7 protein-coding genes are annotated in these 15358 nt (G+C 68.8%); 6 read left to right on the top strand and 1 reads right to left on the bottom strand.

Annotated elements, in window-relative coordinates; genetic code table 11:
- The first annotated feature begins 121 nt into the window (after positions 1-121).
- The 5 genes from N0B31_RS14695 to N0B31_RS14675 all read left to right on the top strand — a co-directional run bounded on the left by N0B31_RS14695 (position 122) and on the right by N0B31_RS14675 (position 9293).
- Complete coding sequence (locus N0B31_RS14695; protein WP_260643995.1) at positions 122-622, top strand: LUD domain-containing protein; 501 nt, start codon at positions 122-124, stop codon at positions 620-622.
- On the top strand, positions 619-2835 hold the full coding sequence (locus tag N0B31_RS14690) for an LUD domain-containing protein (RefSeq protein ID WP_260592377.1): 2217 nt from the start codon (positions 619-621) through the stop codon (positions 2833-2835). The genes N0B31_RS14695 and N0B31_RS14690 overlap by 4 nt, the downstream gene beginning before the upstream one ends.
- Before the next feature lie 136 nt (positions 2836-2971).
- Complete coding sequence (locus tag N0B31_RS14685; RefSeq protein WP_260592376.1) at positions 2972-6004, top strand: FAD-binding and (Fe-S)-binding domain-containing protein; 3033 nt, start codon at positions 2972-2974, stop codon at positions 6002-6004.
- Between the two features lie 299 nt (positions 6005-6303).
- Positions 6304-8034, top strand: coding sequence for an L-lactate permease (locus tag N0B31_RS14680; RefSeq protein ID WP_260592375.1), 1731 nt, complete (start codon positions 6304-6306; stop codon positions 8032-8034).
- A 617-nt stretch (positions 8035-8651) separates the two neighbouring features.
- The gene (locus N0B31_RS14675; protein ID WP_260592374.1) at positions 8652-9293 is read left to right on the top strand and encodes a hypothetical protein; all 642 of its coding nucleotides are present in this window, start codon (positions 8652-8654) and stop codon (positions 9291-9293) included.
- Between the two features lie 82 nt (positions 9294-9375).
- Here N0B31_RS14675 and N0B31_RS14670 read toward each other — a convergent pair whose 3' ends face one another.
- Entirely contained in the window at positions 9376-11346 is a 1971-nt protein-coding gene (locus N0B31_RS14670) for an archaea-specific SMC-related protein (RefSeq protein WP_260592373.1), read from the bottom strand.
- A 319-nt stretch (positions 11347-11665) separates the two neighbouring features.
- Between N0B31_RS14670 and N0B31_RS14665 the strand changes: the two genes are divergently transcribed.
- On the top strand, positions 11666-15343 hold the full coding sequence (locus N0B31_RS14665) for a UvrD-helicase domain-containing protein (protein ID WP_260592372.1): 3678 nt from the start codon (positions 11666-11668) through the stop codon (positions 15341-15343).
- The last annotated feature ends 15 nt before the right edge of the window (positions 15344-15358 follow it).

The raw sequence follows: 15358 nt of genomic DNA, 5'->3' as shown, positions 1-15358 counted from the left end.
CTCGGGCGCCGCCCGTCGACGCCCGGGCTGTCGGCCGACGCAACTTAGAAGTACGTCCACTCGAACTGTTCCATGTCATGCCAACACATAGTTGTCCGTGGGGTGACCCGGTGTGGCCGAGATGACGGCCGAGCCCTACGACCGGTTCGCCTCGCGCGCCGCGGACTTCGGTGTCGAGGTCACGCGGGTCGCCGCCGCCGACGCGTCAAGCACCATCGAGACGCTGGTCGAGCGGCCGGCGGTCGGTGCCGCACTGCCGTGGGCGGACGTGACGCTCCCGGAGGACGTCCGGACCGACCCGACGCCGGCCGAGCTGGACGAGGCGGTCACGGGCGTCACCGCCGCGGCGTTCGCCGTCGCCGACTACGGGAGCATCGCGCTCCGGGCGACCCCGGACGGGACCGAGCCGGTGAGCCTGTTTCCCGACCGGCACGTCGCGGTCCTGCGCGAGGCGGACGTCCTCCCCGACATGGCGGCGGCGTTCGACCGGCTGGGCGAGACGTTCCGTGCCACGTACGGGTCGGCCATCCTGGCGACCGGCCCGTCGGCGACGGCCGACATGGGCGAACTCGTGAAGGGCGCACACGGCCCGAAGGCGGTCGACGTGGTGGTGGTGCGATGAGTTCGAAAGGCCACGAGGCGAAGGCCGCCCGCATCCGGGAACTCCTCGAGACGGAGGGCGACGCCGTCGCCACGAACACCCGCGGGTTCAACACCGGCCGGTACGAGTCGGTCGCCAAACTCGACGACTACCAGCGACTCCGCCAGGAGGCCCGCGAGATAAAGGAGGACGCCATCGAGCGGCTCCCCGAACTCCTCGAGGAACTGACCGAGACGGTCGAGGCCAACGGTGGGACGGTCTACGTCGCCGAGGACGCGGCCGACGCCAACCGGTACGTCGCCGAGGTCTGCGAGGCCCGCGACGCGGAGCGACTCGTCAAGAGCAAGTCGATGACCAGCGAGGAGATCGAGGTCAACGACTACCTCCAGGCCCGCGGCGTCGACGTCGTGGAGACAGACCTCGGTGAGTGGGTGCTCCAGGTGGCCGACGAGTCCCCCAGCCACATCGTCGCCCCGGCCATCCACAAGTCCCGCGAGGGCATCGCGGCCCTGTTCAACGAGCGCTTCGACCCCGACGAGCCGCTGGAGACGGCCGAGGAACTCACCATGTTCGCCCGCGAGCAGTTGCTCGAACGCATCAAGGGCGCCGACGTCGGGATGACCGGCGCGAACTTCCTCACGGCCGACACGGGGACGATGGCGCTGGTCACCAGCGAGGGCAACGCCCGGAAGACGGTGACCGTCCCGGACACCCACATCGCGGTCGCGGGCGTCGAGAAGGTCGTCCCGTCCGTCGAGGACCTCCAGCCGTTCGTCGAACTCATCGGTCGCTCCGGGACGGGTCAGGACATCACGAGCTACGTCTCGCTGCTGACGCCGCCGGTCGAGTCCCCGACCGTCGACTTCGACGACCCCGAGACGCCCATCACCGAGGGGAGCCCCGACCGGGAGTTCCACCTCGTCCTCGTCGACAACGGCCGGCTGGCGATGCGCGAGGACGACACCTTGCGCGAGACCCTCTACTGCATCCGGTGTAGCGCCTGCTCGAACACGTGTGCGAACTTCCAGTCCGTCGGGGGCCACGCGTTCGGTGGGGAGACGTACTCCGGTGGTATCGCCACCGGCTGGGAGGCCGGCGTCGAGGGGCTGGACACCGCCGCCGAGTTCAACGACCTCTGTACGGGCTGCTCGCGCTGTGTCGAGGCCTGCCCCGTGAAGATCGACATCCCGTGGATCAACACGGTGGTCCGCGACCGCATCAACCGCTCGGGGGACGCCGGCCAGTTCGACTTCCTCGTCGACGGCCTGACCCCGGACGCCGAGTCCGGCGGCGGGCCGGAGCTCCAGAAGCGGCTGTTCGGCAACTTCGAGACGCTGGCGAAGCTCGGGAGCACGTTCGCGCCCCTCTCGAACTGGGTGGCGAACGCTGGCCCGGTCAAGGGACTGCTCGAACGCACGGTCGGGGTCGACCGCCGGCGGGAGTTTCCCGCCTTCCAGCGCGAGACGCTCGTCGACTGGTTCGATGACCGGGACTCCCGGGTGCCCGCGGACCCGGAGCGCAAGGCCGTCTTCTACCCCGACGTCTACACCAACCACATGCTGGTCGAGCGGGGGAAGGCCGCCGTCCGGACACTGGAGGCCCTCGGCGTCGAGGTGGTCGTCCCGCGGGCCCCGGGCGCTGGCCGCGCCCCCCTCTCACAGGGGATGATCGCCACCGCCCGGTCGAAGGCCGAGCGGGTCGCCGACGCGCTCGGGCCGTACGTCGAGGACGGCTACGACGTGGTGGTCCTGGAGCCGAGTGACCTCGCGATGTTCCGCGAGGACTACGCGCACCTGCTGCCCGCCGAGGCGTACGAACCCCTCGCCGAGCACAGCTACGAGGCCGTCGAGTACGTCTACGGGCTGGTGGCGAACGGGGCCGACGCCGACGCGCTCGCGTCGGCCGGCGGACCGGCGTCGGTCGCCTACCACAGTCACTGCCAGCAACGGACGATGGGGCTGGCGGAGTACACCGTCGCCGTCCTCGAACAGCGGGGCTACGAGGTGACCACGAGCGACGTCGAGTGCTGCGGGATGGCCGGCTCGTTCGGCTACAAAGAACAGTACTACGACCTCTCGATGGACGTGGGGGAGAACCTCGGCGAGCAGTTCCGGTCGCTCGAGGCCGACCACGTCGTGGCCAGCGGCACCTCCTGCACCGACCAGCTGGAGGACCTGCTCGGGGACCCGCCGCGACACCCCGTGGAACTCCTCGCCCCCGACGGCGGGGACTGAACGGGGTGTCCGCGGGCCGGCCGACGGTCGGTCGGTCGGTCGGTCGGTGACCCGTGAGGGCGACCGGCGTGCCTGTCACTCACTACCAATAATTTAAGACCCCGGAGCCGTCACTACCACGCCACTCGGAGTGCAAATGAGTGACAGCCACCAACAGTCGGGTGGGTCTCCGGCCGACCCGGCGACGGACCCGCGTACCGACTACGACTACCAGGGCGCGGCTGTCGAACGGCCGGACCTCCTCGCGGCCCTCGAACGCCGGGTGGAGGGCGACGTGCGGTTCGACAGCTACACCCGGACCCTGTACGCCACCGACGCCAGCGCCTACGAACAACTCCCCATCGGCGTGGTCGCCCCGGTCTCGACCGACGACGTCGCGGCGGTGATGCGGTACTGTGCCGAGGAGGGGATACCGGTCTTGCCACGAGGCGGCGGGACGAGTCTGGCGGGGCAGGCCGTCAACGAGGCGGTCGTCCTCGACTTCAAGCGGCACATGGACGCGTTCCTCGACGTCGACCCGGACGGTCGGACCGCTCGTGCGCAGGCGGGTATCACCCTCGCCCGACTCAACGACCGTCTCGAGCCCCACGGCCTGAAGTTCGCCCCCGACCCGGCGTGGGGCGACAAGAGCGTGCTCGGCGGGGCCATCGGTAACAACACGACCGGTGCCCACTCGCTCCAGTACGGCAAGACCGACGCGTACGTCGAGTCGTGCGAGGTGGTGCTGGCCGACGGCACGGTGACGGAGTTCGGCTGGGTGGAGCTGGACGAACTCCACGAACGAGCCGACCCCGACGGCGACCTCGAGGCGCGCATCCACGCGGCGGTCGCCCGCATCCTCGACGAGGAGGCCGAGGAGATCGACGCCCGCTACCCGGACCTGAAACGGAACGTCTCGGGCTACAACCTCGACCACCTGCTCGAGAACGCCAGGGAACACGATGCGGTCAATCTCGGGCGGTTGCTGGCCGGGAGCGAGGGGACCCTCGCCATCGTCACCGAGGCGGCGGTGTCGCTGGTCCCGAAACCCGAGGCGACGGCCATCGCGATGCTGACCTACGACGGGGTGTTGCCGGCGATGCGCGACGTCGCGCCTATCCTCGAACACGACCCCTCGGCCGTCGAGGTGATGGACGACGTGCTCCTCGACCTGGCTCGCGACACCCCGGAGTTCGCCGATCTGGTGGACACACTCCCCGAGGGGACGGACTCGACCTTGCTCGTCGAGTTCTACGCCGACTCGCCGGCCGCGGCCCGTGAGAAGGTCGAGGCCCTGCTCGCCGACCGCCTCCCCGAGGGGCACTCGAGCGCCGAGGCGGCCGACGTGGGCACCACCCCCTCGACCCACGCCGTCGACGCGCTGGAGGCCTACGACGACGACCGCCAGGCGAAGTTCTGGAAGATGCGCAAGGCCGGCCTCCCCATCCTGCTCTCCCGGACGAGCGACGAGAAACACTGGCCGTTCATCGAGGACACCGCGGTGCCGCCGGAGCACCTCCCCGAGTACGTCGCCGACCTGCAGGAGCTGTTCGCCGAGTACGACACGTTCGCGGCCTACTACGCGCACGCCGGGCCGGGCGTCCTGCACATCCGGCCGTTGCTGAACCTCAAGGACGATGACGGGATCGAGACGATGGCGGCCCTCGCCGACGCGGTGTCGGACCTCGTCATCGAGTACGGTGGGTCGGTCTCCGGCGAGCACGGCGACGGCAAGGCCCGGACCCGGTGGAACCGGAAACTGTACGGTGAGCGGCTCTGGGAGGCGTTCCGCGACCTGAAGTCGACGTTCGACCCCGACTGGCTGCTCAACCCCGGCTCCGTCTGTGGGACGCCCGACCTGACCGACGACCTCCGCTACGGGCCCGAGTACAGCTTCGCCGCCGACTTCGAGCCGGTGCTCGACTGGTCGAACGAGAACGAGTTCCAGGGGATGGTCGAACTCTGTCACGGCTGTGCGGGCTGTACCGGCCACCAGGAGACGACCGGCGGGGTGATGTGTCCGACCTACCGGGCCGCGGAGGAGGAGATCACCTCGACCCGGGGACGGGCGAACATGCTCCGCGAGGCGATGGGGGGTGACCTGCCTGCCGACCCGTTCGACGAGGAGTTCGTCCACGAGGTGCTCGACCTCTGTATCGGGTGCAAGGGGTGCAAGCGGGACTGCCCGAGCGGCGTCGACATGGCGAAGCTCAAGGCCGAGGTGGTCCACGAGTACCACCAGCGCGAGGGGGTCACCCTCCGTGACCGACTGTTCGCCAACGTCGAGGACGTCCTCTCGCTCGGGAGCACCTTCGCGCCCGTCTCGAACTGGGTGATGGACGCGCCCGGCGTGGGCTGGCTGATGGAACGGACCGTCGGAATCGCTCGAGAGCGGTCGTTCCCCGCGTTCCACCGCCGGACGTTCCGCGACCGGTGGCGGGCACACGGTGGGACCTCGGTGCCGGCTGCTGAGGCCGAGCGGCGGGCGCTCCTGCTCGCGGACCCGTACACCAACTACAGTCACCCGGCGGTCGGGATGGCCGCCGTGCGGGCACTCGAAGCCGCGGGCGTCCACGTGCGGGTCCCGACCGACGTCGGCGACAGTGGCCGGCCGGCGTTCTCGAAGAGCATGCTCGACCACGCCCGGGCCACGGCCCGCGAGAACGTCGACGCGCTCGCTCCCCGCGTCGAGGATGGCTGGGACGTGGTGACCGTCGAGCCGTCGGACGCCGTGATGTACCAGCTCGACTATCGCGACCTGCTCTCGGGCGAGGACGTCGAGCGGGTCGCGGCGAACACCTATGGCGTCTTCGAGTACCTCGACCGGTTCCGCCTCGACGAGAGCGTCGAGTTCGACGATCCCGCGGAGTCGCTGACCTACCACGGCCACTGCCAGCAGAAGGCCACCCAGAAGGACCACCACGTCGTCGGCGTGCTCCGGCGGGCTGGCTACGAGGTCGACGCCCTCGACTCGGGCTGTTGCGGGATGGCCGGGTCGTTCGGCTACCAGGCCGAACACTACTCGATGAGCAAGGCCATCGCGGGGGAACTGTTCGAGCAGGTCGACGAGTCGCCTGCGGAGACGGTTGTCGCCCCCGGTGCCTCCTGTCGCTCGCAGCTCGCCGACCACGGCGCGGACGGCGAGCCCCCCCATCCGGTCGAGAAGCTCGCGGCGGCACTGACCGACTGACCGACTGCCCAGCTCCTCGACGTTCGTTCGCCGGACTGCCCGACTCCTCGTCGCTCGTGTCGCACTCGTGGGGCTCGCCCGGCCGTGACGGCGCGTGTCGGTCCCCCGAGAGCCACGTCGCCACGGGGGTGTTTATCACCGTTAATTATAACTTGAATCGGTCACCACGTCGAGCCGCATGGGAACCAGTGACAACCCTCTGCGGGCGGCTAGTCGAATCGCCCCTCGCCCGAGCGATCGCGGCGAGACCGGAACGAGTGCCACGGTATCTGACGCCGTCTGGGCCGGGGGTGTGACCGATGGCTGATGCGTCCCTCGTCCTGATGGCGCTGTTACCGCTGGTCGCCATCACGGTCATCATGGTCGTGTTGTACCAGCCGGCGACGGTCACGATGCCCATCGCCTGGCTGATCGCCGTGGCAGTGGGGGTCATCGGCTGGGGGATGTCACCCGAACTCATCGCCGCTGCCTCCATCGCCGGCGTGTTCACGGCGACGGAGATACTCTGGATCGTCTTCGGCGCGATACTGTTGTTGTTCACGCTGAAGCAATCGGGCGCGTTCGACGTCATCAACGCGGGGTTCTCCTCCATCAGCGACGACCGGCGTGTCCAGGTCGTCCTGCTGGTGTTCCTGATGGGGTCGTTCATCGAGGGGGCTGCGGGGTTCGGCACCCCCGCAGCCATCGTCGGACCGCTGCTGGTCGGTCTCGGGTTCCCACCGCTGGCCGCCGTCGTGGTCGCGCTGACGGGGAACATCATGGCCATCACGTTCGGGGCCGTCGGGACGCCACTCATCATCGGGTTGGAGGAGGTGTTCAGTCAGAACGAGCAGATCCAGGCAGCCATCGAGGGACAGGGGCTCACCGTGACACAGTACGTCGCGGATATCGCCGTCTGGGCGGCGAGCATCCACGCCATCGTCGGCATCGTCCTGCCGTTCATCGGCGTCGCGATGATGACGCGTTTCTTCGGCGAGCAGCGGTCCATCAGGCCGGCACTGGAGGTGCTGCCGCTGACCCTGTTCGCGTGGGCGGCGTTCGCCGTCCCCTACTGGCTGACGGCGTACTTCCTGGGCCCGACGTTCCCGGCGCTGCTGGGGGCGATGATCGGGCTGTTCGTCACGGCCGCGACGCTCCGAGCCGGCTACTTCCTGCCCGACGAGGAGTGGGATTTCGCCCCGCGAGAGGCCTGGCCGTCCCACTGGGTTGGCGACATCGAACCCGGCGAGAGCGTCAGTGACGAAGAGCCGGCGGTCGCCGCCGACGGCGGCACCGTCCAGGCCGGCTCGAACCAGGGGATGTCGCTCGGGATGGCGTGGGCGCCGTACGTCCTCACCGCGGGCCTCCTCGTCGTGACCCGGGTCTGGTCGCCGCTTCAGGACTTCCTGCAGCAGAACCTCGTCATCGCGTGGAACGACATCCTCGGGACCGGTCTCGGTGGCTCGTTCCGGACGCTGTACCTCCCCGGTGCCATCTTCGTGTTCGTCAGCGCCGTCACGTACACGCTGCACGGGATGGACTCGAGCGGCGTGCGGGCCGCCTGGCGCGAGACCGGGGAGAAGATTCTCCCCGCCGTCATCGCGCTGTGGTTCGCGGTCGCGACCGTCCAGATAATGATCAACTCCGGGCAGGCCGGCGAGCTAGACAGCATGCTCGTCATCCTCTCGGACCTGACGGCGAACGTCGCCGGTGCCATCTACCCGTTCTTCGCCGCCCTCGTGGGCGCGTTCGGGGCGTTCATCGCGGGCTCGAACACGGTGAGTGACATCCTGTTCGGGACGTTCCAGTTCAACGCGGCGCAGAACCTCAGTGTGCCGACGCAGGTCGTCGTCGGTGCACAGGCGGTCGGTGGGGCCATCGGTAATCTGGTCGCCATCCACAACGTGGTCGCCGCTCTCGCCGTCGTCGGACTCGTGGGTCAGGAGGGGCGGGTGATCCGCCTCGAGCTCATCCCTCTCGTCTATTACGCCGTCGCGAGTGGTATCCTGACGCTGGTGTTCGCGTACTTGTTCGTCCCCGGGGCCTTCTGAGGCTCCGGGTGCCGCCCCATCGGTTCCCATCCCGATTCGCAGTGACCCGCCTCCGTCTGTCTCCTGCAGGCTGATAGGGCAGAAGTTAACAGACATATTTTACGTATTTGAAAGTGATACTACTACTCGACTGAACGGAGTCGAATACGAGGCGCTCGGTCGTCTGTCGTGCCGTTGTCCACCCTGACGGTCCTCTTTAGAGCCCAAAAAATGGGGATAAAGGCGCTTTAGTCCACTCTCGGTTGCTTCGACCCGGTCCCGCTCGTCTCCGGCCTATCCCCCTCGAGTCGACTCGCTCGGCGAGTACTGGTATAACAGAAATATGATTATAATGCAAAAGTATATGAAGAACAATGTATCGGCGAAGGCTGTCACCGCGGGCTGTCGCTACCGTTTGGCCGGTCACTTCGCGTCCACGACTCCGAGTGCTCCCGGCGCCCCCGCTTTGCGATGTACGTTCAGGAATCTTCCGGCTCGGCAGGTGCACGCCCAGCTCTCTTCCGAGAGTCCGGCGTACGTCAGGTTCGGGTAGACGTATGTCACGGATAATGGCGTTCTTTTTCGATGTTTGGGAATCACTGTACGAGTTCAAATGAGCAGACGTGGAATATTCGGATATGAACCACCGATCCGCGCGGGCCGTCAAACTGCGGGTGGAGGACGCGACCCTCGACGGACGGCTAACGATACCGCCGGAGGCGACCGCGTTGATCGTACTGGTCAACGGGCAGTGGGGGATCCGGTACGCCTCGCGGGAGACCGAGGTCGCGGCGGCGCTCCGGGACCGCGGGTTCGGGACACTGCTCGTCGAGTTGCTCACTCCGGAGGAGGACGGCGACCGTGACTGCCGATTCGCCATCGACCTGCACGCTAGCCGGCTCGCGGGCGTCACCGACTGGCTCGACCGACAGCACCGGACTGCCGACATGCCGCGAGGATTCCTCGGGGTCGGTCCCGGTGTGGCGACGGCGCTGCGAGCGGTCAGTCACCACGACAGCGAGTCGAGAGCCGTGGTCGGTGTCGACGGCCGGGTCGACCTCGGGGCCGACGCGCTGGCGGCGACGACCATCCCGACGTTGCTCCTCGTCGACACCGACCAAGCGCACCTGATGCGCTCACACACCGAGGCGTACGACGACCTCGACGAGTCCGCACACCGACACGTGGTCCTCAGGTCGGTCGTGGGGGCTGACGGCACCGCCAGCACGGACGTCGTGGCGCTCGCGAGTGACTGGTTCCGGACGCACCTCTCACCCTGAGCAAGCCGCCCGACCCGCGGCCCACGGGCTGGCCGTGGCGTGACTCGACCGGACACCCCCCACGACTCTCTACCCGTCCGCCTCAGATGTCGGTGAGCCGTCGGTGTTCGGGTGCGCTGTCGTCGTCGAACGCCCTCGCGTGGTCCGGTAGGAGGACGACGACGAGGAAGGGGACGTGCGTCCGGAGGTAGTCGACGAGCCGCACGAGCCTGTCGCCGTCTATCATCTCCAGCGAGTCCAGTAACATGAACGGGACCGAATCCTGGACGTCGTGGACCAGGTAGCCAGCCAGCGCGACCACGAGCCCGACGAGTTCCCGCTCGCTCTCGCTGAGGTGTTCGACGCGGTCTTCGTACGTCGTCCCGGACGACGAGCGCCGGACGACGTGGAGCTCGAACGCCTGCTCGCTGACCTGCCGCGGCGTGGTGCTGACCTGCCGCTCGACCGATTCAATCCAGATTCGCTCGACGTTGTCGTACCCGAGTTCGTCGAGGACGGCCTCCATGTGGGTGTTGAACCTCTCGGCCGCCTGCGTCTCGATGCGCTCGATACGGGTCCGAAGCTCGGTCAAATCCGCGGAAATCGACTCGCGCTCGGCCTCGAGCTCCTCGCGGGTCTCCAGAGCGGACTCGATGTCCTCGATGCTCGACTCCACGTCCGCGAGCCGGTCGGCGGTCCGGTCCCGGTCGTACGCCAGTTCGCTCACCTCCTGTTGAAGCGTGAGCAGTTCGTCCTGCTGTGCTGCCTGGAGCTCCTCGACCCGCCGTTCGAGCTCCTCGACCCGCTCCCGGAGCTCCTCTTGCCGGTCTGTCAGTTCGGCTACGTTCTCTTCCCTGCGCTCGAGCTCCGTCTCTAGCTCCGTCAGCTGCGTCTCGAGCTGGTCCCGCTCTTCCAGCCGGTCCCGCAGCTCGTCGCGCTCCGAGACGAGGTCGGAGATACGGTCGGTGAGCTCGCGCCGCTCGGCGTTCCGTTCCTGCAAGAGGTCCCGGAGGCGGCCGACCATCGTGTCGATACGGCCTCGCTCGACGACGCTCCCGCAGGTCCAACAGGTGGTGCTGCCGGTCCCGGCGACCAGCTGCTCGGTCACCTCCCCTTCCTCGCCACCGGCCACTTCGAGGCCGTCGAGGACTCCGTCGTCGGTCTCCGCGAGTCGCTCCTGGTTGAACTGGACGACCTGCCGAAGTTCGCTCACCGTCGATTCGAGCGTGGCCTTGCGCTCGCGCAGGTTCCCGATGCGCTCTTCGAGCACGGCGAGGCGTTCGCCGTCCGGGTCCTCGAGTGACTCGTGGCGCTCGGTCAGGGCAGATCGCTCTTCGCGCAGCGACGCGAGACTCTTGCGCTCGACCTCCAGTTCGCGCTCGACACGCTCCAGGTCCGTCTCCGCGTCACGAAGCGACTCGAGCCGTGCGTCCAGCTGCGCCTCGACGTTGCTCTCCGACCCGTCCGGGTCGTCGGCCTCCAGTTCCGCTCGCGCCTCTCGCTTCTCCGCGAGCTTCGCTTCCAGGTCCTCCAGTTCGGTCTCGAGCCGTCGCCGGTCCGTTTCGAACTCCCGAAGCTCCTCCGCGAGAGCGTCGAGCCGATCCAGCTCCGCGTGCACCTCCTGCCGGCGGTCGACCAGGGTGGAGATCTCGGCCTGTATCGCCTCCGTGTCCACGGGCCGCATGATCAGTTCCCGGAGGTTCTCCCCTCGTCGGACGGCCCGACGGACCTCGTTGTCCTCGAGCAAGACGGCGTAGAGGTCGAGCAGTGCCGGGTCGTCGAGGTACGGGTCGCCGCCCGTCCTCACCGTGTCGCCCTGGCGGGTCAGCCGACGGGTGTACGTCTCCCCGTCGAGCAACAGCGTGACCTGCCCCTCGTCGGCGTCGCCCTTCAGCGTGACCCGGTCGCTCCCGAGCGCCCCCGCCACGGCCTGCAGGAGCGACGTCCGGTTGGTCGCGTTCGGCCCGACGAGCGCCGTGACGCCGGGCGAGAGCTCCACGGTCGTCTCGTCGATACCTCCTACGTTCTCGACGGTAAGTGTGGCAGAGGCTGTCGCACGTAGGTCTTGCGTCACTACCTCGGGTTGCGGTCCGGCGTACAAAAGCGTACCGGGTCCACGAATTCACCCGTCTCACGCCACGAAATGGCTGATTTAGGCTACCCCGATTTTCACGGATGGAGCGGTCCGTGGCCGTGGTCGTCTCGACTACGAGGGCCGATCAGGCGGACCGACTCACGCCCACGAGTGTGCTGAACTGGGCGTGTGACGAGCAGTGGCAGTCGCTCGACGCCCGACTACCCCGCAGGCGGACCGTAAACCAGACAATGCTGATGATGACTGTGTGTAACTATGCCACCTACCCGTCCGTGTCTCGGCCTGCGAGGTCGTCCGGATGACTGACTTCGACGACCTCACCGACCAGCAGCAGGCTGCTGCGGACGCGCTCGACCGGAACGTCACCCTCACGGCCGGTGCCGGGACGGGCAAGACGACGACGCTCACCGCCCGGTACGTCCGCATGCTCGCCCGCGGTATCGAGGGCGTGCCCGAGGACGAGGAGACACCCCTGCTGCCCGAGGAGGTCGTGACGACGACGTTCACCGAGCGGGCCGCCAACGAACTCAAGCAGAGCGTCCGCGAGGCCATCACCGACCGCGTCGCCGACGCGGATTCCGAGACGTACGCTGCGTGGCGTCAGGTGGCCGACGGGCTGGAGGAGGGGTACGTCCACACCGTCCACGGGTTCTGTGCCCGATTGCTCCGCGAGCACGCGCTCTCGGTCGACGCCATCGACCCCGGGTTCGAGACGCTGGACGAGCGCGAGACGGGCGCGCTACTGGAGGAGACGGTGCGGACGCTGCTGGAGACGCACGACGACCACCCCGCCGTGGAGACGCTGGCGCGGCGCTACGACCGCTCGGCGCTGGAGGGAATCCTCGCGGACCTGCTGACCGAGCGCCCGGGCGGCATCGACTGGGCCGAAGAGTGGGCCGACGCCTCGGTCGAGGAGTACCTCGCGTTCGTGAACGAGGAACTGCATCCGATACCGCCGGACGTGGCAGCCGAGCGGCTCTCCGACCCGGAGGTCGTCGCGGCCGTCGAGACGCTCCGTGACTTGCTCGGCTCGCCGCCTCCCGATGTCGACACGGGCGGACAGGGCTGGAAGCGGGCGGCCGCCGGCATCGAGACACTGGACAGACTCGCGTTCCCGCCCGAGGCGACGGTCGAGACCCGCGAGGCGTTCCTCGCTTGTTGCAAGGCACTGACGACCGGGAAGGGCGAGCGCTACGCGAGCTACACCGCGACCGCGGGCCGGTGGTCGGGGGCCGACGCCGAGCGCGAGCGGTTCGACGACGCGATGGCGACGCTCGTCGACGTGCTCTCGCCCGAAGACCACGGGTTCGACGGGAATGTCGAGGCCGACCGCCGTGGCTTCCCGTTCGTGCAGGCGCTCGCCGAACTCACGCTGCTCGCTCACGAGGCGTACGAGGAACGCAAGCGCCGGCGGAACGTCGTCGACTTCACCGACCAGATCGAGTTCGCCCTGGCGTTCCTCGAAGGGGCCGACGAGGACCTGCGGGCCGAGTTGCGCGAGGGGTTCGCCTACGTGATGGTCGACGAGTTCCAGGACACCGACCCGCGCCAGTGGGAGATCGTCAAGCACCTCACGGCCGAGGACCCGACCGACTACGACGCGCGGAACGTGTTCGTCGTCGGCGACGCGAAACAGAGCATCTACCGCTTCCGGAACGCGGACGTCTCGGCGTTCGGCTCGACTGCCGACGAACTCGCGGCCGCCAATCCCGAGGCGGGCGAACGGGACGACCAGCTCTCGACCAACTTCCGCACCCTCGAACCGGTTCTCGAGTTCTGTAACGACGTGTTCGACGCGGTGTTCCCACCGGACGAGGACGGGACGCCGAGGTACGAGGCGACCCCACAGCGACTCGACGCCTACCGCGACGACCCCGACTCGCTGGCGAGCGTCGAGTACCTCCTCGTCCCGACCGACGAGGCGTATCGCGCCGAGCGCTTCGAGGGAGCGTTCGCGACGGCCGCCGCCGAGCACGACGCCGAACTCGAAGGGCAAGCACTCGCCGCCCGGCTCACCCGGCTGTTCGCCGGCGAGCAGCCCATCTACGACCCCGAGAGCGACATCGACGACCCGGAGCCGAAGCCGGTCGAACCGGACGACGTGGCCGTCCTCCTGCGGAGCCGGACCCACCTCAAGAAGTACGAACGGGCGCTGGAGCACGCCGGCGTCCCCTACACCGTCGCCTCCGGGCTGGGTTTCTACGAGACGCCGGAGGTGACGGCACTCGTCAATCTGCTGCGGGCGCTCGCCGACCCGGGCGACGAGCGGGCGCTCTACGGGGCGCTCCGGTCGCCCCTGTTCGGGTTCACCGACGACACGCTCGCCCGGCTGAAGGCCGAGGGCGACCCGCTCTGGGACGCACTCGCCGAGGCCGCGCACGACGAACTCGCGGACGCCCACTCGCTGCTCGTCGCGTGGCGCGAGGCGGCCGGCCTCGCGGAGGCGCCGCCCGCCCTCGACGGCTCGTGGGCCGCGTTCCTGACCCGCGTCCTCGACGAGACGGGCTACCTGACGAGCGTCGCGGCCGACGAACGCCCCCAGCAGGCCGTCGCGAACGTCGAGAAGTTCCGCGAGGAGTTGCGGGCGTTCAGCGACGAGGGCGTCACCAGCCTCCCGACGCTCGTCCGTCGCCTCGACTCCCGCCTCGACCGCTCGGACCGCGAGGGCGAGGCCACCGTGCAGGGTGGCGGCGACGGTGTCCGGATACTCACGGTCCACGACGCGAAGGGGTCGGAGTTCCCGGTCGTCGTCGTTCCGGGGATGGCCAAGGAGTTCAACCTGAAGCCGGCGGTCGCCGACCGTGTGGAGTTCGAGGACGTCGGCGACGGCACGTCGACGTACGTGGCCGGGCTGAAGGCCCCGAAGGCGGACGACCCGTTCGAGGACGAGACGACCGTGGCCCGTGCCGCACTGAAGGAGCGCCGACTCGCCGAGGAGCGGGCCGAGGAGAAGCGCGTCCTCTACGTGGCCTGCACGCGGGCTCGCGACCGACTCCTCCTGAGCGGGACGCACGACCTCGACGGCGAGTCGCTGGCCGACCTGAAGGACGCCGACCCGGACGAGCCGACCAGCTGGCGCGACTGGCTCCAGCCGCTCCTGCTCGACGAGGCGACGCTGTCGACGCTCGACACCGAGGACCGCGCGACCGCTCGCGTCGACGGGACGGGCGTCGCGTTCGACGTCGTCCTCCCGCAGCCACGGGCCGACTGGCGCGAAGTCGGCGAGGCCGACGACGCCGAGTTCGACCTGTCGCCGACGCCGCCACAGCCCTCGCTCCGCTACCGGCTCTCGCCGACCGACCTCACCTCGCTGTTCGACGGCGACGGCGAACTGGTCCGCGACGAGCGGACGAACACAGTCCACTACGAGGGCGACGACGAGGGCGGGGACGGAGCGGGCAGCTCGGAGTCGGGCGAGCCGAGACTCGCCCCGACCGTGTTCGGCGAGGCCGTCCACCGCATCTGTGAACTCCGACCGCCACGCGAGCGCTGGGACGACGTGCTCGACCAGACGCTCGTCGAGGAGGAGGTCGACCACGAGCTCTCGGCCGTCGACCGCGAGCGCGTCCACGACCACGCCGAGCGAGCCATCGCGCACGTCGACGCTCGCCACGCCGAGTGGGACCCCGAGGTGACCTACGACGAACTCTACGTCACCGCGGAGTTCGAGCGCGGCGAGGTCGGTGGGTACATCGACCACCTCGCGGTGACCGACGACGCCCACCACGTCGTCGACTACAAGACGAACGACGTGGACGCAGACGGCGCCGCGGAGAAGGCCGACGACTATCGCACGCAGATGGAGGCCTACGCAGTCGCGCTCGCCCAGCAGGACCCCGACCGGGCGGTGACGGCGACGCTCTACTTCACGACGCCCGGCGTGGCCGAGACGGTCAGGTGGTCGCCCGAGGGGGTGGCCGCGTTGGCCGAGGACTTCGAAGCGAAGATCGAGCGAGAACTAGCGGACATGGCCTGACCCGATCCCGCCTCT

This window comes from Salinirubellus salinus (genome assembly GCF_025231485.1).
In the GTDB taxonomy this organism is placed as follows: Archaea; Halobacteriota; Halobacteria; order Halobacteriales; family Haloarculaceae; genus Salinirubellus; species Salinirubellus salinus.
Note: the sequence above shows the minus strand (reverse complement) of the source record. Positions and strands in the feature narration are given on the sequence as shown.

Coding starts and splice junctions, on each gene's coding strand:
- N0B31_RS14665 (WP_260592372.1), top strand. CDS start 11,666: ATGACTGACTTCGACGACCTCACCGACCAGCAGCAGGCTGCTGCGGAC.
- N0B31_RS14695 (WP_260643995.1), top strand. CDS start 122: ATGACGGCCGAGCCCTACGACCGGTTCGCCTCGCGCGCCGCGGACTTC.
- N0B31_RS14675 (WP_260592374.1), top strand. CDS start 8,652: ATGAACCACCGATCCGCGCGGGCCGTCAAACTGCGGGTGGAGGACGCG.
- N0B31_RS14685 (WP_260592376.1), top strand. CDS start 2,972: ATGAGTGACAGCCACCAACAGTCGGGTGGGTCTCCGGCCGACCCGGCG.
- N0B31_RS14690 (WP_260592377.1), top strand. CDS start 619: ATGAGTTCGAAAGGCCACGAGGCGAAGGCCGCCCGCATCCGGGAACTC.
- N0B31_RS14680 (WP_260592375.1), top strand. CDS start 6,304: ATGGCTGATGCGTCCCTCGTCCTGATGGCGCTGTTACCGCTGGTCGCC.